This window comes from Streptomyces scabiei 87.22 (assembly GCF_000091305.1).
GTDB classification, from domain to species: Bacteria; Actinomycetota; Actinomycetes; order Streptomycetales; family Streptomycetaceae; genus Streptomyces; species Streptomyces scabiei.
The window spans coordinates 2,147,515-2,172,121 of the sequence record NC_013929.1; the positions used below are offsets into that span (position 1 = coordinate 2,147,515).

General features: G+C 72.6%; 22 protein-coding genes. 6 read left to right on the top strand and 16 right to left on the bottom strand.

Annotated elements, in window-relative coordinates:
* Positions 1-13: 13 nt before the first annotated feature.
* The 5 genes from SCAB_RS08985 to SCAB_RS09005 all read right to left on the bottom strand — a co-directional run bounded on the left by SCAB_RS08985 (position 14) and on the right by SCAB_RS09005 (position 6,045).
* On the bottom strand, positions 14-2,419 hold the full coding sequence (locus SCAB_RS08985; RefSeq protein WP_012999748.1) for an FxsB family cyclophane-forming radical SAM/SPASM peptide maturase: 2,406 nt from the start codon (positions 2,417-2,419) through the stop codon (positions 14-16).
* Positions 2,420-2,452: 33 nt separating this feature from the next.
* Entirely contained in the window at positions 2,453-2,608 is a 156-nt protein-coding gene (gene fxsA, locus SCAB_RS44015) for an FxSxx-COOH cyclophane-containing RiPP peptide (RefSeq protein ID WP_063649857.1), read from the bottom strand.
* 352 nt (positions 2,609-2,960) lie between these two features.
* Positions 2,961-3,935 (bottom strand): ATP-binding cassette domain-containing protein, encoded by a 975-nt coding sequence (locus tag SCAB_RS08995; protein WP_231884918.1) that lies wholly within the window; start codon positions 3,933-3,935, stop codon positions 2,961-2,963.
* 8 nt (positions 3,936-3,943) lie between these two features.
* Positions 3,944-5,020: an ABC transporter permease gene (locus tag SCAB_RS09000; protein ID WP_012999751.1), complete on the bottom strand. Its 1,077-nt coding sequence runs from the start codon at positions 5,018-5,020 to the stop codon at positions 3,944-3,946.
* Positions 5,021-5,025: 5 nt separating this feature from the next.
* A complete protein-coding gene (locus SCAB_RS09005) occupies positions 5,026-6,045 on the bottom strand; it encodes a sugar ABC transporter substrate-binding protein (RefSeq protein ID WP_037724191.1) in 1,020 nt (339 codons plus the stop codon).
* Positions 6,046-6,646: 601 nt separating this feature from the next.
* Between SCAB_RS09005 and iolD the strand changes: the two genes are divergently transcribed.
* Positions 6,647-8,524, top strand: a complete 1,878-nt coding sequence (iolD, locus tag SCAB_RS09010; protein ID WP_037724190.1) for a 3D-(3,5/4)-trihydroxycyclohexane-1,2-dione acylhydrolase (decyclizing) — start codon at positions 6,647-6,649, stop codon at positions 8,522-8,524.
* Between the two features lie 139 nt (positions 8,525-8,663).
* Complete coding sequence (locus SCAB_RS09015; RefSeq protein WP_046773492.1) at positions 8,664-9,434, top strand: GntR family transcriptional regulator; 771 nt, start codon at positions 8,664-8,666, stop codon at positions 9,432-9,434.
* Positions 9,435-9,494: 60 nt separating this feature from the next.
* Here SCAB_RS09015 and SCAB_RS09020 read toward each other — a convergent pair whose 3' ends face one another.
* A complete protein-coding gene (locus tag SCAB_RS09020; protein WP_012999755.1) occupies positions 9,495-10,646 on the bottom strand; it encodes a Gfo/Idh/MocA family protein in 1,152 nt (383 codons plus the stop codon).
* Between the two features lie 111 nt (positions 10,647-10,757).
* Here SCAB_RS09020 and SCAB_RS09025 point away from each other — a divergent pair, with 111 nt between their 5' ends.
* Positions 10,758-11,774 carry a LacI family DNA-binding transcriptional regulator gene (locus SCAB_RS09025; RefSeq protein ID WP_012999756.1) on the top strand — a complete coding sequence of 339 codons (1,017 nt, stop codon included), beginning with the start codon at positions 10,758-10,760 and terminating at the stop codon, positions 11,772-11,774.
* 63 nt (positions 11,775-11,837) lie between these two features.
* Here SCAB_RS09025 and SCAB_RS09030 read toward each other — a convergent pair whose 3' ends face one another.
* Positions 11,838-12,686 carry an alpha/beta fold hydrolase gene (locus SCAB_RS09030; protein ID WP_012999757.1) on the bottom strand — a complete coding sequence of 283 codons (849 nt, stop codon included), beginning with the start codon at positions 12,684-12,686 and terminating at the stop codon, positions 11,838-11,840.
* Between the two features lie 110 nt (positions 12,687-12,796).
* Here SCAB_RS09030 and SCAB_RS09035 point away from each other — a divergent pair, with 110 nt between their 5' ends.
* A complete protein-coding gene (locus SCAB_RS09035) occupies positions 12,797-13,282 on the top strand; it encodes a MarR family transcriptional regulator (RefSeq protein WP_012999758.1) in 486 nt (161 codons plus the stop codon).
* Positions 13,283-13,342: 60 nt separating this feature from the next.
* On the opposite strand, the gene SCAB_RS09040 is transcribed toward SCAB_RS09035, so the two are convergent.
* From SCAB_RS09040 to SCAB_RS09060, 5 genes are read right to left on the bottom strand one after another with little or no spacing between them, the layout of a single operon-like run.
* Positions 13,343-13,771 (bottom strand): ankyrin repeat domain-containing protein, encoded by a 429-nt coding sequence (locus SCAB_RS09040; RefSeq protein WP_012999759.1) that lies wholly within the window; start codon positions 13,769-13,771, stop codon positions 13,343-13,345.
* Between the two features lie 42 nt (positions 13,772-13,813).
* Positions 13,814-14,431 carry a hypothetical protein gene (locus SCAB_RS09045; RefSeq protein ID WP_012999760.1) on the bottom strand — a complete coding sequence of 206 codons (618 nt, stop codon included), beginning with the start codon at positions 14,429-14,431 and terminating at the stop codon, positions 13,814-13,816.
* A gap of 2 nt (positions 14,432-14,433) precedes the next feature.
* Positions 14,434-15,306 (bottom strand): carbohydrate ABC transporter permease, encoded by an 873-nt coding sequence (locus tag SCAB_RS09050; RefSeq protein WP_041668981.1) that lies wholly within the window; start codon positions 15,304-15,306, stop codon positions 14,434-14,436.
* Positions 15,303-16,244, bottom strand: a complete 942-nt coding sequence (locus SCAB_RS09055; protein ID WP_012999762.1) for a carbohydrate ABC transporter permease — start codon at positions 16,242-16,244, stop codon at positions 15,303-15,305. Before SCAB_RS09055 ends, SCAB_RS09050 begins: the two co-directional genes overlap by 4 nt.
* A complete protein-coding gene (locus SCAB_RS09060; RefSeq protein WP_012999763.1) occupies positions 16,241-17,536 on the bottom strand; it encodes an ABC transporter substrate-binding protein in 1,296 nt (431 codons plus the stop codon). Before SCAB_RS09060 ends, SCAB_RS09055 begins: the two co-directional genes overlap by 4 nt.
* A 65-nt stretch (positions 17,537-17,601) precedes the next feature.
* Between SCAB_RS09060 and SCAB_RS09065 the strand changes: the two genes are divergently transcribed.
* Complete coding sequence (locus SCAB_RS09065) at positions 17,602-18,951, top strand: Gfo/Idh/MocA family protein (protein ID WP_012999764.1); 1,350 nt, start codon at positions 17,602-17,604, stop codon at positions 18,949-18,951.
* Between the two features lie 99 nt (positions 18,952-19,050).
* Here SCAB_RS09065 and SCAB_RS09070 read toward each other — a convergent pair whose 3' ends face one another.
* Positions 19,051-20,316, bottom strand: a complete 1,266-nt coding sequence (locus SCAB_RS09070) for a cytochrome P450 (RefSeq protein WP_012999765.1) — start codon at positions 20,314-20,316, stop codon at positions 19,051-19,053.
* A gap of 140 nt (positions 20,317-20,456) precedes the next feature.
* On the opposite strand from SCAB_RS09070, the gene SCAB_RS09075 reads away from it, so the two are divergent.
* Complete coding sequence (locus tag SCAB_RS09075; RefSeq protein ID WP_037724185.1) at positions 20,457-20,912, top strand: SRPBCC family protein; 456 nt, start codon at positions 20,457-20,459, stop codon at positions 20,910-20,912.
* 73 nt (positions 20,913-20,985) lie between these two features.
* On the opposite strand, the gene SCAB_RS09080 is transcribed toward SCAB_RS09075, so the two are convergent.
* The 3 genes from SCAB_RS09080 to SCAB_RS09090 all read right to left on the bottom strand — a co-directional run bounded on the left by SCAB_RS09080 (position 20,986) and on the right by SCAB_RS09090 (position 24,516).
* Positions 20,986-21,762 (bottom strand): hypothetical protein, encoded by a 777-nt coding sequence (locus SCAB_RS09080; RefSeq protein WP_012999767.1) that lies wholly within the window; start codon positions 21,760-21,762, stop codon positions 20,986-20,988.
* 89 nt (positions 21,763-21,851) lie between these two features.
* The gene (locus SCAB_RS09085; RefSeq protein WP_012999768.1) at positions 21,852-23,018 is read right to left on the bottom strand and encodes an XdhC family protein; all 1,167 of its coding nucleotides are present in this window, start codon (positions 23,016-23,018) and stop codon (positions 21,852-21,854) included.
* Between the two features lie 52 nt (positions 23,019-23,070).
* The gene (locus SCAB_RS09090; RefSeq protein WP_012999769.1) at positions 23,071-24,516 is read right to left on the bottom strand and encodes an NCS2 family permease; all 1,446 of its coding nucleotides are present in this window, start codon (positions 24,514-24,516) and stop codon (positions 23,071-23,073) included.
* Positions 24,517-24,607: the final 91 nt, after the last annotated feature.

Consider the following 24,607-nt stretch of genomic DNA (forward strand, 5'->3'; position numbering starts at 1 on the left):
ATATGGCCGACCATTACACCGCGATCGGGCCCGTTTCTGCCACCCCGCCCAGAGTTTCCGCCTCGCCTCTCAGACCGCGTACGAAGCGGTGGCCCAGGGCGGTCAGCGAGCCGGTTCCGGCCACCGTGTCGAGGGCGTCCAGTACGGCCGTACGCCACCTTTCCGCCTCCGCGCGGGAACGTTCGTACAGGGTGGCGTCCCCACCCGACGCACCGCGCCGCACCCTGATCCGCCACACGTCGGCGACGGCGAGATGGGCGTAGGCGCCCTGGACGACGGCGTCGAGGGGTCTGGCGTCGGGCCGCCACAGCACGCGGTAGCGGCGCTCGTCGGCGCCGTCGATCAGGTCGAACATGTCCAGCATCGCGCCCAGTTTGACGTGCTGGTACTCATGGACCAGCAACAGGGCCAGGTCCTCGGCCGAGCGGGGCAGCGCGATGCCGACGGCCCCGAAGGCGTGCCGCGAGGTGGCGCTGACGTCGTCGCCGGACGGGGCGGGGTCGAGCGGGGTCACCGTGGTGAGGCCGGCCGCGATGCCCTGCGCGTAGTCGGCGTACTCGGTCCGGATCAGCTCCCACGCCTGCGCGAACATCGCCTCCCAGCGCCGGAACTCGGCCTCGGACAGCCGGGGCCGGGGCGCGTAGCCGTAGCAGTCGCGGGAGGGGTCCAGGTCGTCCAGGGCCACGTCCAGCCCGTCCGCGGACAGGTGGCGCAGCGGCTGCCAGATCATGCCGTCGGGCGGCCGCTCCCGGCCCAGGGTGCGTCCTTCGACGACGAGGGCGGTGTCCGCCGCCGTCACCGTGACCGTGCGGGAGGGCCGGTCCCGGCCGCCGTCGCGCAGCAACAGCCGTCCGATGCCGGGCAGATGGACCGCCGCGCCCTCGGCGCCGTGCCGCAGCGGAACGGCCAGGGTGAGCCGGCCCCCGGTGCGTGCGACGGCCGACAGGGCGGCCTCGGCCGGGTGGCCCTCGGCCCGCCGGCGCACCGACTGGCCGCAGGCGAGGGCCCATACGCGCAGGTACGGGTCGGCGAGCAGCACGTCCAGCGCGGCGGCGGGCAGGGCGAGGACCGCGTCCCAGCCGGGTGCCGCGTCCGCCGGGCCGCCCGGCACCGGGTTTCCCGGAACCCGGACGCCCGGTCCCCGGGTGTCCGCGCGGCGGGCGGCGGCCAGCAGCGCCCGGCGCTGGCTGTTCTGGGCCGCCGCCAGGGACCGGACCGCCGCCGTGCTGCCGTGTCCGGCGGCCAGTTCGTCGAAGTGCACCCAGGACAGGCCGTGCCAGCCGTGCCGGACGTCGGCGTCGTCGCGTTCCGCGCTCTGGACGTACTCGATGGTCCTCAGCAGGTCCGCGCAGTAGACGGAGGGGTTGTCGAAGCCGTTGGACCTGCGGTGGCGGTGTCCGTAGAGGCCGCCGCCGCAGACCGTCACGACGGGGCAGGCACGGCACTGCGCGCTGAGTCCGTCCAGTCCGGCGCGGCGGGCCTGGATGCCCCGGTGCGCGGCCGCCTCCTCCAGGCGGTGGGTGCCGATGTGCATCCCGGTCTCCGGGGCACCCGGATAGGCCGTCTTCAACCAGTCGGCCTGCTCCAGGGCGCCGTCGGTCTCCACCACGAGCAGGTCCGAACTGCCCAGCCCCAGCGCCTCGGTGAGGCTGCCGCGACCGCGGCTCAGCCGGCTGATCGACTCGAACATGCGGATCCGCATCGGCATGCCGTCGGCGGTCCACTGCTTGTGCACGGCGATCAGCCAGTGAGCGTACTCGGTGGCGGTCTCCCCGCCGGGGCGGGGCGGCGGGTACTCCCAGGTGGCGTGCGGCAGCAGGAAGTCGACGGCGGGCGGGTCGAGTTCGGCCAGCGCCCGGTACACCTCCACCGGGTCGTTCTCGACGTCGATCGTGCACAGCAGCCCGCCGAAGGCGGCGCGGTGGGCCGGCGCGCCCAGCAGGCGCACCGCGCGCACCACGTCGTGGTGGGAGCCGGAGCCGTCCCGTCTGATCCGGTGGCGGTCGTGGGAGGCGCGGTCCCCGTCGAGCGAGACGCTGGTGACGACGGACTCCTCGACCAGCATCGCGCAGAACGCGTCGTCCAGCCGCAGTCCGTTGGTCTGCATCCGCAGATCGAGCGCGGCCACGCCGTCGAGGGCCGAGCGCAGCGCGCGGGCGTAACCACGCAGCCGTTCCCGTCCGGCGAGCAGCGGTTCGCCGCCGTGCAGGACGACATGGACGCGGGGGAGCCGGTGGGCGGCGGCGTGCTCGGCGATCCGCTCGGCCGTACGACGGAACGTCTCCTCGGACATCGTCCCCGGACGCCCACGCCAGCTCTGGTCGGCGTGCTGGTAGACGTAGCAGTGGTCACAGGCCAGATCGCACCTGCTGTGCACCTTGATCACGAACTGGCGGAAGGGCCGCGCCGCCACCGTCACCGGTACGTTTCCCCGTCGTTCCGGCCGGGCCGGTCAGAGCGAGGACTGGAAGGCGGCCACCGGCTCTCCGCCACCTGCGAGCGTCCTTGCCATGGCCGACTCCTGAGCGGACTCCGGTACCTCGTCCAGTGAGGTGTCGTGCAAGTCCCTGACGACGCTCGTGGCGAAGGGCTGCTCGTACCTGTCCATAGGCGTCTCCTCGAGCGTACGGCTCCGGGCGGCACACCTCATGGTGACGGCCCGGTAACCGAACAGCAAGGCGATCGCCAGCCAAGTCGTGAATCGGACCGACATCGCCCCGGCGTCGGCGGCGGCGCCGGGGACGCGGTCCGGGCCTGGTGAACCGCCTTGGCCGGCGGGGGACTTCACCTCGCGGACCGCCGTCGGCACGCACGGCCGCGGTCGTCGGGACGGCTCTCCCGGGCGCCCTCTCCCAGGGGCGGGCGCCCGTGTGCGCGGAGCCGTCCCGACGACCGCGGCCGTGTCGTCGGCATGACCGTCCCGTCGGCGCGAGCGCCCGCGGGGTACGGCGGCCGGGGTGTTACGCGGCCCCGTCCTTCGGGGCGACCGCGGGTGCGGTGAGCTCCTCGGCCTCGGGGAGTTCGTCGACGTCGACGCCGCGCACCTGGGCGAGTTCGTGCTTGAGGGCGGCGAGTTCGGTGCCGCCCGCCATGTGGTTGGTGAGTTCGTCCAGGCTGACCTGGTCGCGGGCGGCGCTCAGTTCGAGGGTGCCCAGGCGCAGGACGCTGAAGTGGTCGCCGACCATGTAGGCATGGTGCGGGTTGTGGGTGATGAAGATGACGCCGAGGCCGCGGTCGCGGGCGGCGGCGATGTACTTCAGCACCACGCCGGACTGCTTGACGCCCAGGGCGGCGGTGGGCTCGTCCAGGATGAGGACCCGGGCGCCGAAGTAGACGGCGCGGGCGATGGCGACGCACTGGCGCTGGCCGCCGGAGAGGGTGCCGATCGGCTGGTCGAGGTCGTCCAGGACGATGCCCATGTTGCGCAGTTCCTCGTCCGCGGTCCTCTTCATCCGCTCGATGTCGAGACGGCGGACGGGCCAGGGGCCCTTGGTCATCTCGGAGCCGAGGAAGAAGTTGCGCCAGACCGGCATCAGCGGCACGGTGGCGAGGTCCTGGTAGACGGTGGCGATACCGGCGCCCAGGGCGTCCCGCGGGGTGGTGAAGCGCACCGGTTCCCCGTCGACGACGAACTCGCCCTCGGTGTGCTGGTGCAGCCCGGAGATGATCTTGATGAGGGTGGACTTCCCGGCGCCGTTGTCGCCCAGGACACAGGTGACGCGGCCGGGGTGGACGGTGAGGTTCACGCCGTGCAGGGCGCGGATGTTGCCGTAGGACTTGCCCGCCTCCCGCAGCTCGACGATCGGGCGGTCCGAGGCGGGCGCCGCGTCCCGCGCGGCACCGCCGGCGGTGTCCTTCGCGGTGCCGTTCGCGGGGTCCTTCGCGGCGTCGTGCGCGGTCGCACCGTCGGCCGGGGATCCGTTGGGGTCGGTCATGGGGTGGTTCACCTCCGGGTCGCCTGGCTGCGGACCCACAAGTTGACGAGGGCGGCGATCAGGAGCATCACGCCGAGGAAGGCCTTGAACCAGTCGGGGTTCCAGTTGGCGTAGACGATGCCCTGGGAGACCATGCCGAAGATGAAGGCACCGATCACCGGGCCCACCGCGGAGCCGTAACCGCCGGTCAGCAGACAGCCGCCGATCACCGCGGCGATGATGTAGAGGAACTCGTTGCCCACACCCTCGCCGGACTGCACGGTGTTGAACGAGAACAGCAGGTGCATACCCACGAACCAGGCGCCCGCGCCGACGCCCATGAACAGGGCGACCTTGGTGAAGTGCACGGGCACGCCGACGGCCCGCGCACTGTCCTTGTTCCCGCCGACCGCGAAGATCCAGTTGCCGAACTTCGTGCGCAGCAGCAGCCAGGTCGCGATCGCCGCGAACGCCAGCCAGTAGAAGACCGTGACCTTGACCTCGACGCCGCCGATGCCGACCTCGGAGGCGAAGACGCTCTTGGCCTGGTCGAAGCCGTCCATGTCGCTGATGGAGTCGCTGGCGACGTTGCCGGTGAAGATCTTCGTCACCGCCAGGTTCGAGCCCTGGAGGATCAGGAACGAGCCCAGGGTCACGAGGAAGCTGGGCAGACCGGTCCTGATCAGCAGCCAGCCGTTGAACGCCCCCACTGCCAGCGACACGATCAGCGCGACGATCACGCCCGTCCACACGTTCACCGTGAGCTGGAAGCTCAGGATCGCGGCGGTCAGGGCGGAGGTGGTGACCGCGACACCGGCGGACAGGTCGAACTCGCCGCCGATCATCAGCAGGGCCACCGGGATCGCCATGATGCCCATGACGGAGGCCTGGTAGAGCACGGTCGCCAGCGAACTGGCCTCCCGGAAGGACGGGGCCACCGAGAAGAAGAAGATGTACACCCCGATCGCGGCGATCAGCGCGCCGACCTCCGGGCGCGCCAGCAGCCGCCGTCCGAGCGAGCGCTGTGCGGTGCGCCCGTCCTTCTGGGTGCCGGCCGGCGGAGCCGGCGGCGAGGAACTCGCCGCCGGAGCCGTTGCTTGGGACATTCAGATCACCGGGTGCCCTTCGCGGCGAACTTGGCGATCGTGTCGACGTTCTTCTTGTCGACGAACGCGGGGCCGGTCAGCACCGCCTGCTCGCCGCCGCCGCTGTAGTTGCCGTTGTTCTTGTAGAGCCACAGCGAGTCCACGGCCAGGTAGCCCTGCAGGTACGGCTGCTGGTCGACCGCGAACTGGATGTCACCGCTCTTGATGGCGTCCGTCAGGTCCTTGTTGAGGTCGAAGGTGGCGACCTTCGCCTTGCTGCCGGCGTCCGCGACCGACTGGACCGCGGTCAGGGCGTAGGGGGCACCGAGGGCGACGACGTAGTCGATGGCGGTGTCCTGCTTGAGCTTGGCGGTGATGGTCGACTTCACGGACGGCATGTCGGTGCCCGTGACGTTGAGGATCTGGGTGTCGCCCTCGAAGGTCTTCTTCACACCGGCGCAGCGCTGCTCCAGGCCGACGTTGCCCTGCTCCTGCACGACACAGACGGCCTTCTTCGCGCCGGCCTCGTTCAGCCGCTTGCCGAACGCCTCGCCCGCCACGCTCTCGTCCTGCCCGAAGAACGACATCAGACCGAGGCCCTGCCAGTCGCTCAGACCGGAGTTGAGGCCGACGACCGGGATGCCCGCCCGGGTCGCCTTGGCCACGACGTCCTTCATCGCGTCGGGCTTGGCGAGGGTGATGGCGATGCCGTCGACCTTCTGGTCGATCGCGTTCTGCACGAGGTTGGCCTGGTTGCCGGCGTTCGGGTCGGCCGAGTAGATCAGCTCGATGTTGTCCTTGGCTGCCGCCGCCTGCGCACCCTTGCGGACGATGTCCCAGAAGGTGTCGCCGGGGGCCTGGTGGGTGACCAGCGCGACCTTCATCCGGGGGGTGTTGGCCTTGCCCGCGGAGGCGTCCGCCCCGCCCTCCTCGGACTTCTTGCCGCCGGAACCGCTGGAGCAGCCGGCTATCAGCAGCGCGGATGCCGCGGCCATGGCGAAGAAGGGGGCCACTCTGCGCGAGCGGGAGTGAAACGTGCGGTCCATCTTTCCTGCACCTCACTGTGCGACGGGGGGAAAGGGATCGGGACAGCGTCGGGCGGAGCGCCCGCGCGGGCCCGGACTCGGAAAGTCCGGATCATTGTGCCGGTAGGCCGACTGCGCTGATTCGTTGGGACGGGATACAAACCCCTGCCGGACCCCCCTGTCAAGACTTTGTTAAGACATTATTTCAGGAGCAGGTCAGGATGTCAGTACAAAGCCTTGACAGGGGGTCGCTTCGGGTCCTATTCCTGGGATACATCCGGACCCGAGCGCGCGCATCCCCGGGCGCCGCGGGCGTCCGGAGGCCCGCACCCCCCGCCCGAGGAGCGCCGCGCATGCCCGAGCCCGCCGAATCCCCCGATCCGGTCACGACGGCCGTATCGGAATCGATCTCCATCCGTTGCACTCCGGCGTCCATCCCGCGCGTGTCGAACCCCGCGGCACGGCCCGGGGCGAGGCACTGAGGGATCCTGGGCCCCGTCCGTCGGCGGCCCCGGTGGGCCTCTCGCGCGGGGACGGCCGCCACGGCCCGGACCGGACGCCCCACGTGACAGCTCCGCACCGCCCGCCCGACACCCGCCCCCACCCCACCCGTGAGGTCCCGATGTCCCAGTCCCCCACCCGCCGTCTGACCGTCGCCCAGGCGCTGGTGCGGTTCCTGTCCGTGCAGTACACCGAGCGCGACGGGGAGCGCCACCGGCTGATCGCCGGGACCTGGGGCATCTTCGGCCACGGCAATGTCGCGGGCCTCGGCCAGGCGCTCCTGGAGGCCGGCGAGGAGGCGATGCCGTTCCACCAGGGCCGCAACGAGCAGTCGATGGTGCACGCCGCCGTCGGGTACGCCCGCCAGCTGAACCGGCTCTCCGCGCAGGCGGTCACCACCTCCATCGGCCCCGGCGCCACCAACCTGGTCACCGGCGCGGCCCTCGCCACCATCAACCGGCTGCCCGTGCTGCTGCTCCCCGGCGACTACTTCGCCACCCGCACCGCCGACCCGCTGCTCCAGCAGCTGGAGCACCCGAGCGAGGCCGACGTCTCGGTCAACGACACCCTGCGCCCGGTCTCCCGCCTCTTCGACCGGATCACCCGTCCCGAGGCACTGATCCCGGCCGCCCTGAACGCCATGCGGGTCCTCGCCGACCCGGCCGACACCGGCGCGGTCACCCTCGCCCTCCCCCAGGACGTCCAGGCCGAGGCGTACGACTGGCCCGAGGAGTTCTTCGCCGAGCGCGTGTGGCGCGTACGGCGTCCCGTGCCCGACCCGGTGGAGCTGGCCCAGGCCGTGCGGGCGATCCGCGGCGCGCGGCGGCCGCTGATCGTCGCGGGCGGCGGCATCCACCACAGCGAGGCCGAACAGGCGCTCAGGGCGCTGGTCGACGCCACCGGCATCCCGGTCGCGTCCACCCAGGCCGGCAAGGGTTCGCTGCGCTTCGACCACCCGGGCGACCTCGGCGGCATCGGCCACACCGGCACGGCCGTCTGCGACGACATCGCCCGCACGGCCGACCTCGTCATCGGCGTCGGCACCCGCTACACCGACTTCACCACCGCCTCGAACACCCTCTTCCGTACCCCGGACGTCCGCTTCGTCAACCTCAACATCGCCGCGTTCGACGCGCACAAGCTCTCGGCACGGACGGTCGTCTGCGACGCGCGGGCCGGTCTCACGGCGCTCACCGAGGCACTGGAGGGCCACCGGGTGAGCGAGGCGTACGAGGCGGAGTACCGGGCCGGCAAGGAGCGCTGGGAGCAGGTGGTCGAGGCCGCCTACACCCCGGCCGACGAGCACGCCGTGCCCACCCAGACCCAGGTGCTCGGCGCCCTGGACGCGGTCGTCGGGGACGAGGACGTGGTCATCAACGCGGCCGGTTCGCTCCCCGGAGACCTGCACAAGCTCTGGCGGGCCCGCAGCCCGCGCCAGTACCACCTGGAGTACGGCTACTCCTGCATGGGCTACGAGATCCCCGCCGGGATCGGCGTCCAGCAGGCGGCGCCCGGCACGGCCGTCTGGTCGCTGGTCGGGGACGGCACCTACCTGATGATGCCGACGGAGATCGTCACGGCCGTCCAGGAGGGCCTGCCGGTCAACCTGGTCCTCCTCCAGAACCACGGCTACGCCTCCATCGGCGGCCTGTCCGAGTCGGTCGGCGGCGAGCGCTTCGGCACCGCGTACCGCTACCGCGCCGCCGACGGCACCTTCTCCGGCGCCCCGCTTCCGGTGGACCTCGCCGCCAACGCGGCCAGCCTCGGCATGGACGTCCTCCGCGCCAGGACGGTGAAGGAGCTGCGCGAGGCGCTCGCGACGGCCCGCGCCTCGGACCGGCCCACCTGTGTGTACGTGGAGACCGACCCGGCGCCCACCGCTCCGCCGGCGGAGGCATGGTGGGACGTACCGGTCGCCGAGACCGCCTCCCGTCCGGCGGCCGTCGAGGCGCGCGCGGCGTACGACCGCGAGGCGGCCGGCCGGCGACGTCACCTCTGACGCGGGCGCCGCGCGTCCGCGAGGGCCCCGCCGGGCGGGGCCCTCGGTGCCGCGTCCGGCCGGACTTCCGGCCCTCACCGCTCATGTCAGGACAATGCGATGACAGGGGTTCCTGTCATCCGGACGGACGGCTACTCTCATGGGCGTGACCAGCTCGAACACGGGGAGTACAGGGAGTCTCGGCCTCAGCGTCGACCGGAGCAGCCCGGTGCCGCTGTACTACCAGCTGGCCCGGCAGCTGGAGTCGGCGATCGAGCACGGCGCCCTCGGCCCCGGCAGCCTGCTCGGCAACGAGATCGAACTCGCGGGCCGGCTCGGCCTGTCCCGCCCGACCGTGCGGCAGGCCATCCAGTCGCTCGTCGACAAGGGCCTGCTCGTACGCCGCCGGGGTGTCGGCACGCAGGTGGTGCACAGCCAGGTGAAACGGCCGCTGGAGCTGAGCAGTCTCTACGACGACCTGGAGGCGGCCGGGCAGCGGCCCACGACCAGGGTGCTGCTGAGCGAGCTCCGGCCGGCCTCGGCCGAGGTGGCGGCGGCCCTGGGCCTCACCGAGGGCGACGAGGTGCACCTCGTCGAGCGGCTGCGCCTGACGCACGGCCAGCCGGTGGCGTACCTGGCCAACTTCGTCCCGGGCGGACTGCTGGACCTCGGCACCGACCGGCTGGAGTCGACGGGCCTGTACCAGATGATGCGCAACGCCGGCATCACCCTGCACAGCGCCCACCAGAGCGTCGGCGCCCGTCTCGCCACCGCCGAGGAGGCCGAGCGCCTCGGCGAGCCGGAGGGCGCCGCGCTCCTCACCATGCAGCGCACGGCGTACGACGACACCGGGCGCGCGGTGGAGTACGGCACCCATGTCTACCGAGCCTCGCGCTACTCCTTCGACTTCCAGCTCCTCGTCCGCAACTGACTTACAGGAAGCGGGAGTTCGGGTACGGGAGCGTTCCGGGGGCGGTGTCCGCCGCCGGGCTCAGAGGTGCACCCACGCCCCCGACGCCGCCGAGCGGCTCATCGCGTCCAGCGCGGTGGCGCTGTGCACGGCGTCGGCGAGGGTGGTGCCGTACGGGGTGCCCTCGGCGATCGAGCGCAGGAAGTTGTGCGCCTCCACGACCTTGAGGTCGTCGTAGCCCATGGCGTTGGCGGAGCCGGGCTGGAAGGCTCCGTACGCGCCGTGGCCGGGACCGACGAAGAGGGTGTGCACGGACTGGTCCTGGTAGGCGTCGCCGCTGCTGACGCCCAGCTCCCCCATGCGGCGGAAGTCCCAGAAGAGGGCGCCCTCGGTGCCGTGGATCTCGAAGCCGTAGTTGTTCTGCTCGCCGACGGAGACCCTGCACGCCTCCAGGACGCCCCGCGCGCCGGAGGCGAAGCGCAGGAGGCAGTTGACGTAGTCCTCGTTCTCCACCGGGCCGAGTTCGCCGCCCGCGGCGCGGCTGTGCCCGGCGGTGGCGCCGGTGGGCCGGGCCCGCTCGGGGACGAAGACGGCGGTGTCGGCGGTGAGGGAGGCGAGGTCGCCGAGCAGGAAGCGGGCCAGGTCCACGCCGTGCGAGGCGAGGTCGCCGAGGACGCCGCTGCCGCCGCGCTCCCGCTCGTACCGCCAGGTCAGGGCGCCTTCGGGGTGGGCGGCGTAGTCACTGAAGAGGCGGATGCGGATATGGGTGACCCTGCCGATCCGGCCGGCGGCGATCAGCTCGCGGGCGGCCTCCACCGCGGGCGCGTTGCGGTAGTTGAAGCCCACGGTGCCCTGGACGCCGGACCTGGCGGCGGCGTCGGCGACCGCGCGGGCGTCGGCGGCGGTGAGCCCGACGGGCTTCTCGATCCAGATGTGCTTGCCGGCCTCCGCCATGGCGACGCCGATCTCCCGGTGCAGGAAGTTCGGCGCGGTGATGCTGACCGCCCGGACGCGGGGATCGGCGGCCACCTCGCGCCAGTCCCGGGCGGTCGAGGCGAAGCCGAACTGCCGGGCGGCCTCCTCCGCGCGACCGGGCACCTCCTCGACGACGGTGACCAGCTCGGGCCTGAGGGACAGCTGCGGGAAGTGGTGGGCCACGCGGGCGTACGCCTGCGTGTGCACCCGCCCCATCCAGCCGAATCCCACCACGGCGACACCGAGCGCACTCACCATGACCACCCTCTTTTGGACCGTTCCAAACGCGTACGCCGCTCACACTGAGGGCAGGTTCCGGGACTGTCAAGCCCTTTGACACGGGCACGGCGCTGTGGAACGGTCCAGGCCATGAGACCCGGACCCGCGAACCCGACGATCCGCGACGTCGCCGAGCGGGCCGGTGTGTCCAAGTCCCTGGTCTCGCTGGTGCTGCGCGGCTCGGAGCAGGTGCGCGAGGAGAAGCGGCAGGCCGTGCTGGCCGCCGTGGACGAGCTGGGCTACCGCCCGAACGCCGCCGCGCGCAGCCTGAGCGAGCGCCGCACCCGCACGGTCGGCGTCCTCCTCAACGACATGCGCAACCCCTGGTTCGTGGAGCTGCTGGACGGCCTCAACTCCCGTCTGCACGACAACGGTCTGCGCATGCTGCTGGCCGACGGCCATCTCAACCGCCGGCTCGGCGAGGACCTCACCCGCACCTTCACCGAGCTGCGGGTCGACGGGCTGATCGCGGTCGGCACCCTGCCCCCGTCCGAGGCCCTGCGCACGGCGGCCGGGCTCGTCCCGACCGTGGTGGCGGGCGCCCGGGAGCCCACGCTGCCCCGGGTGGACGTCGTCGCGGGCGACGACCAGCTCGGCGCCCGTCTCGCCACCGAGCACCTCATCGGCCTCGGGCACCGGCGCATCGCCCATATCGCCGGGGACGGCGTGGTCGGCGCGCTGCGCCGCCGCAGCTTCGAGACGGTGATGCGCGAGCACGGACTGGGCGGTCTCGCGTCCGTCGAGCGCGGCGATCTGACCGAGGAGGGCGGCTACCGCGCCACGGTCCGGCTGCTCGGCACCGCCGAACGCCCCACCGCCGTCGTGGCGTTCAACGACATGGCCTGCGTGGGCGCCCTCTCCGCCGCCGAGGAACTGGGCCTGAGGGTGCCGCGCGACCTCTCCCTCGTCGGCTACGACAACACCTACGTCGCCCGCCTGCGCCACCTCTGGCTCACGACCGTGGACAACGCCAGCCACGACGTGGGCCGGGCGGCCGCCCAGTGCCTCCTCGACCGCATCGCCGACCCGACGCGCGCCGGCCGGCTGGTCCTGACCACACCGACCCTGGAGGTACGCGGCACCACGGGCCCGCCGGCCGGTCACTGAGGCGTCGGCCTCTCCCGCGTCGAGGGGAGCGGGCCCTGCTGCCGGGCGTCGGAGGCACGCCCGTCAGCGCTGCCCCTGCCGGTCCTCACTGCCGAGGATCTCCCGGAGCTGTGCGGCGTAGGCCCGGGGGTGGGTGGTGTTCCCGTTGTGGCCGCCGGGCAGGAACCGCGGTTCGCGGCCCAGCAGTTCGGCCAGGGCCGTCGCGGCCCGGTGGTCGAAGACGGTGTGCGGGGTGGTGCGTCCGACGGCGGGCACGATGCGGGTGCCGGTGTCCTTCAGGGCGGTGGTGTCGAGCGTGTCGTGCAGGACCGCGGTGAAGTCGTGCCGGATGAAGTGGTCGAAGTTGGCCAGGCGCAGGGCGTTCATCGGCTGGGGCGTCAGATCGGGTTCCCTGTCCGTGGAGGCGGGGTCGATGCCGAGAGTCCTGGCGATCTCCGGGAGTGCGGCGGCCAGGCCCTCGCGGAGATAGAGCTCCTGCAGCGCGGCGAGTTCGCGCTCGTGGTGGGCGCGCTCGCCGTCCGGCAACAGGCGCGGGGCGACGGGCTCATGGGCGATGAGGGTGCGGATCCGGCCGGGATACCGGACGGCCACGTGCATGCCGATGACGGCTCCGAGGCTGCAGCCGAGCATGAGGGCCGGCGTGTCCGTGAGCGAGGCCAGCAGGCGCTGGACGTCGTCGGCATGCTCGGCGAGGGTCGCGCCGCACCCGGGGGCGGCGAGGTGGCTGCGGGACAGTCCCCGGCGGTCGTAGGTGACCACGGTGTAGGAGTCGGTGAGACGGCCGACGAGGTCGGTGCTGCGGTCGGCGTCGCCCTCTCCGCTCTGCGAGATCAGCAACAGCGGTCCCGTGCCCCGGACCTGGTAGTGCAGAGCCGCGCCGGGAACGGCGAGTGCGCCGGTGGTGTCGAGCATGGTGTCTCCCCCTTGTGCACGGCGGGCTCTCCGTCGTGCCTGACAGCACCGTAATCCATCGAATTAGATACATCAATATCGATGCATCTAATTCGAAGTATGTTGGGGGCATGAACGGAGTCGAGCTGTTCCTGCTGGGACGCGCCCTGATGAAGATCGGTGAGGGCGCTCTGCCGGAGCCTCCGGGCGGCGCCGGCCGGTATGCCGGCAGCGCCCGGGTGGTGCTGGCCGTCGCCGGCGACATCACCGCCCACCCCGACTCCGCCGTCGGGGAGATCGCGGCCCGTACCGGTCTGCCGCAGAGCCAGGTGTCGTCGGCCGTCGCCCGGCTCAAGGAAGCCGGGGCGGTGCACACCGCCCCGGATCCCGCCGACCGGCGCCGGGTGCTGGTGCGTCAGGCCGCCGGGGTGTCCGACCGGGTCGCGCAGGTGCGCGCCGCCGGCATCGACGAGGCTCTCACCCTCGCGCTGGGGTCCGATGACCCGCAGCGGCTGCGGGAGGTCTCGGACGCCCTGGACGTCCTCGCCCGGAATCTTCTGCCACAGCCGGGGACCACGGAGTCCGACCGCCCGGACACCGCCCCTCCGCCGGGGTAGGGCCGTTGCCTCGTCCTGCCGGCTCTTCCCGCCCTCGGTCCGTACGCGCTCGCCCCTTCCTCACGCGCCCCCGGAGGGCCGCGCCCCCGCGGCCAGCAGCAGGGCCGCCGTCTCGGGGTGGGGACCGGCAGTCGCCCAGTCGAGCGGGGTGCGGCCCGTGCCGTGGTCCTCGCGGAGGCCGGGGTCGGCGCCGTGGTCGAGGAGCGCCCGCACCGTCTCGGTGTGTCCCCAGCACGCGGCCCCGCACAGCGGCGTGCCCTCCGTGCCGCGTCCGCTCTCGGTGTCGGGCAGGGCCCCGGCCGCGAGCAGGACGCGCACCGTGTCCGCGGCTCCGTGCACGGAGGCCGCGTACAGGGGTGTCGTCCCCTCGGCGTCGGTCGTCTCGGCCGGGGCCCCGGCCCGCAGCAGCGCGCGGACCCGTGCCGTGTCCCCGACCATCGCGGCCGAGACCAGACGTACGGACCACTTCTTGCGCTGGCGCCTGTTCACCCTGCGCTCCCCCTGCCGCCGACGTGCGAGTGCGTCAGCCCATCACACGCCCGGCCGGGAGGCGACCTCTTTTCCGCGGAGGTCGACGGCGGTGAGTGCCAGCGCCAGCGGGCCCGGCACGAGGAGGGCGAGCGGCAGCAGCATCCAGGCGCTCAGCGCCGCCGTGGCCACGGCCAGCACGACCAGTGCGCTGCCGCCCGGATCACGGACCGTGTCCCGGGCCGCCGCCCGCAGCGCCGCCGGCCAGTCGTCGACCGACTCCGGGCGTGCGCAGGCGCGCAGGCCGGCCACGGCGGCGCCCGCGCCGACAGCGGCGGCGAGGAAGGCGAAGGCCCGTCCGCCCGGGAGTCCGGCGGCCGCCAGGGCCAGGTCGGCGAGGACGAGGGCCAGACCGGTCAGGGCCACGAGTCCGGCGGCGAGGTCACCCGGGCGCAGGCGCCGCCGCAGGGCCACGAGAAAGCGGCCGGCCGTGACCGGACGGTCCTCCCGTACGCCCCGCAGCAGCGCGCAGGCCGTGGAGAGCGCGGCGGGCAGGGTCACCAGGGGGAGGCTCACCACCGCCACCGCGATCCCGATGCTCAGCACGTCCGCGAACAGTGTCATCCGGGGGCCGAAGATCTCGCCCGCCTCCCGTTCCCCGCCGGTGCGCACACCGCTCACCCCTATCCCTTGATCCCGGAGTTGGCCATGCCCTCCACCAGGAACCGCTGGAACGCCAGGAAGAACAGCACGATCGGCAGGAGGGCGATCACCGACATGGCGAACATCGGGCCGAACGCCGAGGTGCTGGAGGCGTCGACGAAGGACCGCAGCGCGAGGGTCAGGGTGAACTTCTCGGGCGAGAACAGATAGATGAGCTGGGTGAAGAAGTCGTTCCAGGTCCAGATGAAGGTGAAGATCGCGGTGGTGATCAGAGCGGGCCGGGTGAGGGGCAGGATCACCAAGAAGAAGCTGCGGAACGGTCCGCATCCGTCGATGCGCGCCGCCTCCTCCAGTTCCCTGGGCAGGCCCCGCATGAACTGCACGATGAGGAAGACGAAGAACGCCTCCGTCGCGAGGAACTTCGGCAGGATCAGCGGCCAGTAGGTGTTCACCATGCCGAGCTGGTTGAAGATGATGTACTGCGGGATCAGGACGGCGTGGTGCGGCAGCATGATCGTCGCGATCATGAAGGCGAAGAGCGGGCCGCGGAAGCGGAACCGCAGGCGGGCGAACGCGTACGCCGCCAGGGAGCAGGACAGGACGTTCCCGACGACCGCGCCGCCGGCGATCAGCAGGGAGTTGCCGAGCAGCCTGCCCACCGACACGTCGTTGACCCCGTCCAGCGTGGTCGTGTAGTTGGACCACTCCAGCCGGCTCGGCAGCAGGTCGAGGCTGGCGATGACCTCGTTCGCGGGCTTGAGGGAGGTCGCGAGGAGCCAGGCCAGCGGGTACAGCATCACCAGCAGCGCGGCGGCGCAGCCGAGGTGCAGCGCCACACGTCGCCGGTCGAGAGGCTTGCGCGGGGCGGGGGTTGCGGGCGTGGTGGTGGTCATCGGTCCCCCTCGGAGGCGTAGAAGACCCAGGAGCGGGACGTACGGAACAGGATCGCGGTGACCGCGCCGATGGCGATGAGCAGGACCCAGGCCATGGCGGAGGCGTAGCCCATGTGGGAGGCGACGAAGCCCCGGTCGTAGAGGTAGAGGGTGTAGAAGAGGGTGGAGTCGGCGGGGCCGCCCTTGCCGGCGCTGACCGCGAAGGCCGGGGTGAAGACCTGGAAGGACTGGATGGTCTGCAGGACCAGGTTGAAGAAGATCACCGGTGACAGCATCGGCACCGTGATCGACAGGAAGCGGCGCCAGGCACCCGCGCCGTCCACCTCGGCCGCCTCGTACAACTCCCCCGGGATCTGCTGGAGTCCGGCGAGGAAGATGACCATCGGGGCCCCGAACTGCCAGACGGTGAGCAGGGCCACCGCGAGCAGCGCCCAGCCGGGGCGGTTGACCCAGCCGCCGGTGCCGAGGAGGTGGTCCACCGTGCCGCCGTCGTTGAAGATCGCCCGCCACACCAGGGCGACGGACATGGACGCGCCGAGGAGTGAGGGGGCGTAGAACGCGGAGCGGTAGAAGGCCCGGCCGCGCTTCATGTTCTTCAGGGCGAGGGCCACCAGGAGGGCGAGGGCCAGTTGGAGCGGTACCGCGATGACGACGTACAGCAGGGTCGTCGCCACCGAACGCCAGTAGCGGGGGTCCTCGGTGAACATCTGGGTGTAGTTGCGCAGGCCCACCCAGCTGGGGGCGTTGAACAGGTCGTAGTCGGTGAAGGACAGGTAGAGCGAGACGGCCATCGGGAGCAGGGTGAGGACGGTGGCGCCGAGGACCCAGGGCGAGAGGAACACCCAGGCCGCGCCCTCGCGGCGGCGGCGCCGGGCGGGCGGGTCCGGCTGCGGAACTCCGGTGCCGCGTACGGTGGTCGGCAGGTGTGTGGTGGTCATGACCTCAGCTCCGCCTTCGCCTCGGTGACGTAGTTCTCGGCGGCCTCGCGAGGGGACATCCGCTCGTAGGAGACCTGGTCGTAGTCGCGCTGGAAGGTGGTCTGCAGGGCGCTGTCGCCCGAGGGGGGCGCCTGGGGCGGCGGGTCGAGCTTCCCTTCGACGGTGGCCTGGTACTCGTAGATCGTCTTGTCGAAGTCCTCGAGTCCGGCCGCGATGTCCTCGCGGATCGACTCGTTGACGGGGATGCCCCGGGTGGCGCCGAGGATCTTCGCGGCCGCGTCGTCGTTGAGCAGGAAGTCGACGAGCCGGGCGGACTCCTTGGGGTGGCCGGAGTCGGCGGCCACGCCCATGAACATGGAGGGCTTGAAGTACTGGCCGGGGGTGCCGTCCTCGCCGCCCGGCATCGGGGCGAGCGAGATCCCGGTGGGGACGAGGGCGAGGTAACCGCTCGCGGGGGCGTCCCAGTTGACGTCCGAGGCGGCCCTGCCCCGGCCGAGCGGGGTGTTCTCGACCGTGCCGTCGAGCTGGGTGGTCTGCTCGGCGGGTGAGACGGCGCCCTCGCGGCGGAGCCGGTCGGTGAAGGTCCACCATCGGGTGAGGTCGCCGGCGTCGAAGCCGAGCCGGCGGTCGTCGGTGTAGAGGGACTTGCCCTGTCCGCGCAGCCAGATCTCGAAGGCGTCCTCGCTCTGCCCGGGGTCGGTGCCGCCGGGCTCCCCGGTCTTCTCGGCGACCGTCCGCATGGCCTCGGCCCATTCGCTCCAGGTCCAGCCCGTGCGGGGCGGCTCCAGGCCCGCCGCCTTCCACTTCGCGGTGTCGTAGACCATCGTCTCGGTGCCGCGCCCCTGCGGGACCGCGTACTGTCTGCCGTCCACCGTGCCGGTGGCGAGGAGCCCCGGCTCGAACTCGCCGGTGTCCAGGGCCGATCGCTGCTCCGCGAGGTCGAGGAGCACACCGCCGGAGGCGTACTGGTCGATCATCCGGTAGTCGAGCTGCATCACGTCGGGCGCGTCGCCGCCGGCGGCCTGGGTGGCGAGCTTCTGCTTGTAGGCGTCGTAGCCGGCGAAGGATGTCTGGACGTCGATCCCTGGGTTCCGCTTCTCGAAGAGGTCGACGGCCGCCTGGGTTCTCGCCGCGCGGTCCGGGTTGCCCCACCAGGTGTAGCGCAGGACGACACCGTCGCCGACGCTGCCCGACCCGTCCGCCGCGGAACAGCCGGTCAGCAGCGCGCAGAGCGCCAACGCGGTGGCCGCCGCACGGGGTTTCCAGGACTTCCTCGTCCTGTTTCGGGGCATGAGTGGGTCACCTCTCTCACTAGAAAGCGCTTCCACCCCCCGGTACGACCCTAGGGAAGGTCCGGATGTCAGAACAAGACCCCTGCACCACCTCCGTGCCCCGCCGCCGTGTCGCCGTGGTGGGGCTCGGTGCCCGTGCGCGGATGTTCACCGAGGCGCTGACCGGACCGTTCGCCGGGCGGACCGACCTGGTGGGTCTCTGCGACACCAACGCCCACCGCGTCGCCGTGCACAACTCCTGGATCGCGGCCGACCACCCCGGCCGCGCGCCCGTCCCGGCGTACGGGGCCGAGGACTTCGAGGAGATGCTGCGGCGCGAGCGCGTGGACCTCGTCGTGGTGTGCTCCGTGGACCGGACCCACGACCACTACATCGTGCGCGCGCTGGAGGCGGGCTGCGACGTCGTCACCGAGAAGCCGATGACGACCGACGCCGACCGTGCCCGCCGCATCCTCCACGCCCGGCACCGGACCGGCCGCGAGGTGCGCGTCGCCTTCAACTACCGCTACAACCCGGTGCACTCGGCCGTACGGGAACTGATCGCGGGCGGCGCGATCGGCGAGATCGGCTCGGTGCACTTCGAGTGGCTGCTGGACCTGCGGCACGGCGCCGACTACTTCCGCCGCTGGCACCGCGACAGGGCGAACTCCGGCGGCCTGCTCGTCCACAAGTCGACCCATCACTTCGACCTGGTCAACTGGTGGCTCGGCACCCGCCCCGACACCGTCTTCGCCCAGGGCGGCCTCTTCTTCTACGGCCCCGAGGCCGGCCGTCGCCGGGGCCTCGCCCGGGACTACACCCGCGCCCACGGCTCCCCGGCCGCCGAGACCGACCCCTTCGCCCTCCACCTGCGGGACTCCCCCGTCCTCACCTCCCTCTACCTGGACGCCGAGCGGGAGGACGGCTACCACCGCGACCGGAACGTCTTCGCCCCCGGCGTGAGCATCGAGGACGACATGGCGGTCCTCGTCCGCTACGACTCCGGCGCCACCCTGACCTACCACCTGACGGCGTACTCCCCCTGGGAGGGCTACCGCGTCGCGTTCAACGGCAGCGAGGGCCGCCTCGAACTGCTGGTGGAGGAGTCCGCCTGGACCCGCCCCGGCGTCCGCGGGCCCGGCGCGGGCCCGGTCCTGCACGGTGCCGAGGCCGACGAGGAGACCGGCCGGACCGAACTGCTGGTCCGCCGCTTCTGGGAGCCGCCGCGCGAGGTGAGGACGGCCGTCGACGAGGGCGGGCACGGCGGTGGCGACGTCCGCATGCTGGCCGACCTGTTCGGGGAGCGCGCACCGGACGCGCTGGGGCGGGCGGCCGACGCGGTGGACGGCGCGCGCTCGCTGGTGACGGGGCTGGCGGCGAACCGGTCGCTGGAGACCGGGGTGCCGGTGGCGGCGCGGGAGGTGCTGGACGTCTGAACCGCCGCCCGGTCCGCGTCCGGGCGGTCCGGTGGCGGGGGCGTCCGGTGGCGGGGCCGGAGCGGGTGTCCCCGGGGGTCAGCGGAAGTCCTCGGAGCTTCACCAGACGAGGTCGAGGCGTTCCGGGGCGCGGTGGATCAACGTCGTTCGCATGGTGATCCGTTGGTCCTCCGCGAGGCGGAGGCCCGGCAAGCGGCTCGTCAACAGCCTCAGGGTGATGCGCAGTTGTTCACGGGCGAGCTGTGAGCCCGGGCACGCGTGGGCGCCGAGGCCGAAGGAGAGGTGGCGGCCGGCGGCGGGCCGGGTGATGTCGAAGTCGTCGGGGCGCGGGTGGCGTGAGCCGTCCCGGTTGGCGCTGCCGAAGGCCAGGAACACCGGTGTCCCGGCCGGGAGTTCGGTGCCCGAGAGGGTGACCGGCCGGGTGGTGACACGGCGGAAGCCCTGCAACGCGGTGTCGTGACGGGCGGCTTCCTCGACGGCGGCCGGGATGCGCTCCGGCTCGGCGCACAGCAGCTCCCACTGCCGGCGGTCGCGCAGCAGGTGCAGCAGGGTCGTCCCGATGAGAGCGGTCGTGGTCAGATGCCCGGCGATCAGCAGGTTCTGCGGATGGGAGACGACCTGGTGGCGGTGGTCGAGCGTCAGCTCACTGGCGTCGGTGGCGGAGGAAGTGGCGGTGGCGTTGGCGGCGTCGGTCCCATGACCGACGACGGACCTGATGAGTTCGGTGCCCAGATCCTCGCGGGGGTCGGCGTGCCGGGCCCGTACGAACGCGTCGAGGCGGTGGGCGGCGGCGACCACGTCTTCGGCCGCCGCGATCTGCTCGGCCTCCGTCATGGGCCGGAACAGCAGCCGTTCGGCCCGGTGACCGGCGCGGACCAGCGCCGGGACGTCCTCCGGTTCGAAGCCGACGAGGCGTCCGACGACCTCACCGGGAAGGCGGCCCGCATAGGCGGACATCAGCTCGACCCGCCCGCCCTCGACGAAGCCGTCGATCAGGGCCGCGGCCCGCTCCTCGGCGTACGGGAGGACCGCGGCGACCCTCGCCGGTGACAGCCCGCGCACGAGGGGGGCCCGCAACTCCTGGTGCAGGGTGCCGTCGGCGGTGACGACGACGGGGCGGCCGCCGAACCCGCCGCCGAGCACGGCGAGCGCGGCGGGGGCGGGCATGACGTCGGGGCGCAGCGCGTTGGCCGACGAGAAGTCCTCCGGGCGCCGCAGCACCTCCCGTACGTCGGCGTCCCGCGCCACCAGCCAGGAGTCCAGCTCGGGGACGTACGTCAGCCCCTCCGCCGCCCTGGCCCGCGCGTAGTGCGGATACGGATCGCGCTGCAACTCGTCGAGCCTGCCGTGCAGTTCAGCATCCACGGGAGCACCTTCCGGCCGGGGCGGACGTGCGGTCGCGCCTCATGGTGCCGTACGGCGGGGGCCGTCGGTAGGGCTCCGCGCCGGACCGGCCGTGCGGGTCGCACGGGGTCGGGCCGGACCCGGGCACCTACGATCACCTCGTGGTTCTCTTCCTCCTGGAACGCCTCCCCCCGCTCCCCGCGGACCGCGCCTGGCGGCGTCTCACCGACTGGCCCCGGCACGCCGGTGTCGTCCCGCTGACCCGCGTCACCGTCCGCACACCTCCCCCGAACGGGGTGGGCACGGTCTTCGTGGCCCGCAGCGGCCTCGGCCCGCTCGCCTTCGACGACCCGATGGAGGTCACGGTCTGGCAGCCGCCGGAGGGAGAGGCGCCCGGGCACTGCCGTCTGGTCAAGCACGGTTCGTTCGTCACCGGGTGGGCCGAGATCGAGGTCCACCCGCACGACGCCGGAACGTCCCGTGTGGTCTGGCGGGAGGACCTCCGGGTGCGCGGGCTGCCGGGCTTCCTCGACCGGCCGCTGTCGCTCGTGGCGCGACGGACGTTCGGCCGGGCGGTGGACGCACTGCTCGCACCCGACGGCCGACCGCCGGGCTGAGTCCCCCACCCGGGCGTTCCCCCGACGGCGTCACCGATCCCGCCCTCGACGTGCACCGCGGACAGAGCGGCGGTCAGGGCGTGCCCGGGTCGCCGTTGCGGGCGGCGGCCAGGCCGTCGCGGCGGTCGCGGTCGCCGTCGCCCGTGGTGCTGAGGAGGGTGTCGCAGATCTCGCGGAGCTTGTCGGTGGCCTGCTTGGAGAACAGGCCGCAGAGCCCGGCGATGCCGGAGAAGCCGTACGGGTTGGTGGCGCCGGCGCCGGAGCTGCCGGCGAAGAGGCCGCCGCGCAGCAGCAGGTAGACGAGGAGCGCGAGGGCCACGCCGATGCCGGCGCGCAGGAGGTACCACCACAGCCAGCTCGCGTAGAGCCGCCGGTTGCCGACGTAGGTCGCGAAGGAGGTGGCCGCGTGGACGAAGCTGCCGAGCGCGCTGCACACGACCACGGCGAGCAGCATCGCGGTGTCGGCGGTCAGGGACCAGTCGCCGAGGCCGAAGGGCGACCAGCGCGCGGTGGCCGTCGGTTCCGCCCCGGGTTCGACCGTCGCGAGCACCACGGGCCAGAGCGTCACCAGGGCCCCGCAGACGAAGACGACGTCGGCGAGGAGGAAGAGGCCGAGCAGGGCGGTCGAGGGGGTGGACAGCCGCCGGTCGGCGGCGGAGGCGTTCGAGCCTGCGGAGCCGCCGGGGGCGTGCTCGCCCTCCGGGCCGGGGGCGCGGTCCTCGGCGCGGTCGCCCGAGGGGGTGCCCCTGCCGTTTTCGCGTCCGTTCCGGCCACCGTCCTCGTTCCCGGCGTCACGTCCGCTGTCGTCCGTGCCCGCGGCCGGGCGCCCGTCGTCGTTCGCCGTACTCAACTGACCGCCCCCGTAGCGCTGTTGTCCTGGAACAACGGTCCGCCCTCTCCCTGCGGGGGTCAAGTCGCGGGCATCGGTTCGGGTCGGCCTCAGGAGACCCGCAGGCTCGGCAGCGGTGTGACACCGGGCGAACGCTCAAGGGAACCGTCGTGGTGGATCGGGGTGTGCGCGCCGGTCAGGGGGACGCCGCTGCCGCCGCGCCGGGCGGCGACGATCTCGGCGGCGATGGACAGGGCCGTCTCCTCCGGGGTGCGGGCCCCGAGGTCGAGGCCGATCGGGGACCGGAGCCGGGCCAACTCCCTTTCGGTGACGCCTGCTTGGCGGAGCCGCTCGTTGCGGTCGAGGTGGGTGCGGCGGGAGCCCATCGCGCCGACGTAGGCGACGGGGAGCCGCAGGGCGCGTTGGAGGAGCGGGATGTCGAACTTGGCGTCGTGGGTGAGGACGCACAGGACCGTACGGGCGTCGACGGTCGTCCGCTCCAGATAGCGGTGGGGCCAGTCGACGACGATCTCGTCCGCCTCCGGGAAACGGTCGCGGGTCGCGAACACGGGGCGGGCGTCGCAGACGGTGACGTGATGGCCGAGGAACTTGCCGACGCGGACCAGCGCCGACGCGAAGTCGATCGCGCCGAAGACGATCATCCGGGGCGGCGGGACGGACGACTCGACGAGGACGGTGAGCGGTGCTCCGCACCGTGAGCCCCGCTCCCCGATCTCCAGGGTGCCCGTGCGACCGGTGTCGAGCAGCGCACGGGCCTCGGCGGCCACGGTGCGGTCCAGTTCGGGATGGGCGCCGTAGCCGCCGACGTACGAGCCGTCCGGGCGGACCAGCAGGGCGCGGCCCCGCAGATCCGCCGGGCCGGAGACGATCCGGGCCAGCGCCGCCGCCTCCCCGCCCGCGGCGGCACGGAGCGCGGCGGCGACCACCGGACGGACCGGGTCGCGGGTCCGCACCGGGGTGACGAGGATGTCGATGACGCCGCCGCAGGTCAGGCCGACCGCGAACGCGTCCTCGTCGCTGTAGCCGAAGCGTTCGAGCACCGGTTCGCCGTCCGTCAGCGCCTGCCGGCACAGGTCGTAGACGGCACCCTCCACACAGCCGCCGGAGACCGAGCCGATCGCCGTGCCCTCGGCGTCCACCGCGAGGGCGGCACCCGGCTGCCGGGGTGCGCTGCCGCCGACGGCCACCACGGTGGCCACGGCGAAGTCGCGCCCCTGCCCGACCCACCGGTGCAGTTCTTCGGCGATGTCCAGCATGTTCGGTCTCCTTGCAGCAACGGGTCCGCGGACGGTACTCGGCGCCGGGCGCCTAGCGCACGCCCAGCCAGCTCTCGATCGGATGGAGGGCGAAGAAGACGAGGAAGACCGCCGTGAGGCCCCACATGAACGCGCCGACCTCCCGCGCCCGGCCCTGGGCCAGTTTGACGGCGGCGTAGGAGACGACTCCGGCGGCGACGCCCGCGGTGATGGAGTACGTGAACGGCATGATCACGACGGTCAGGAAGACCGGTACCGCAGTGGCCCGGTCCGACCAGTCGATGTGCCGGGCGTTCGTCATCATCATCGCGCCGATGACGACGAGGGCGGCGGCCGCGACCTCGCCGGGCACGATCGCCGTGAGCGGGGTGAGGAACAGGCAGGCCGCGAAGAACAGGCCGGTGACGACCGAGGAGAGCCCCGTGCGCGCGCCCTCGCCGACGCCGGTCGCCGACTCGACGAAGACGGTCTGGCCCGAGCCGCCGGCCACACCGCCGATCGCACCGCCGGCGCCGTCGATGAACAGCGCCCTGGACAGACCCGGCATCCGGCCCCTGTCGTCGGCGAGCCCCGCCTCGGTCCCCACCCCGATGATGGTGGCCATGGCGTCGAAGAACCCGGCGAGCACGAGGGTGAAGACGATCATGCCGACCGTCATGGCGCCGACGTCCCCCCAGCCGCCGAACTCGACGTGCCCGAACAGTGAGAAGTCCGGCATCGAGATCGCGCCGCCGCGCAACTCCGGTGCGCCGCCCGCCCATTGCTTCGGGTCGATGACGTCGAGGGCGTTGAGGACGACGGCGAGGACCGTACCGCCGACGATGCCGAGCAGGATCGCGCCGGGAACGCCACGGGCCTGGAGCATGAAGATCGCGAGGAGGGTGACGGCGAAGAGCAGGACCGGCCAGCCCGCGAGTTCGCCCGCGGGGCCGAGGCTGACCGGGGTCGCCTCGCCCTGGTGGATAAAGCCGGCCTTGTAGAAGCCGATCAGGGCGACGAAGAGGCCGATACCCATGGTGATGGCATGCTTCAGTGCCAGCGGGATGGCGTTCATGATCAGTTCGCGGAGGCCGGTGACGACCAGGAGCATGATGATCACGCCGTAGATCACGCACATGCCCATCGCCTGCGGCCAGGTCATCCGGGGGACGACCTGCGAGGCGATGACACCGGAGACGGAGAGGCCGGCGGCCAGGGCGAGCGGGACCCGGCCGACGAAGCCCATGAGGAGGGTGGTGACGGCCGCCGCGAGCGCGGTCGCCGTGATCAGGGCCTGCTGGCCGAGAGTGGCGCCCGTGGCGTCCGGGCCGGAGAGGATGAGCGGGTTGAGCAGGAGGATGTACGCCATCGCCATGAAGGTGGTGACGCCGCCGCGGATCTCCCGGGCGACGGTGGACCCTCGGTGGGTGATGTGGAAGTACCGGTCGAGGCGGGACCGGGCGGCCGGACCGGCGCTGCCGTCGGCGGCCGTCCTCGGCTGGAGCGACTGTTGGGCCATGGGGCGTTCTCCCAAGATTCACAGGGACCCGGCCGTTGCGCTGGGCTTCGGCGGGATTTGGGATGGTGCCCGACCCGGGGGACGGCCCGAG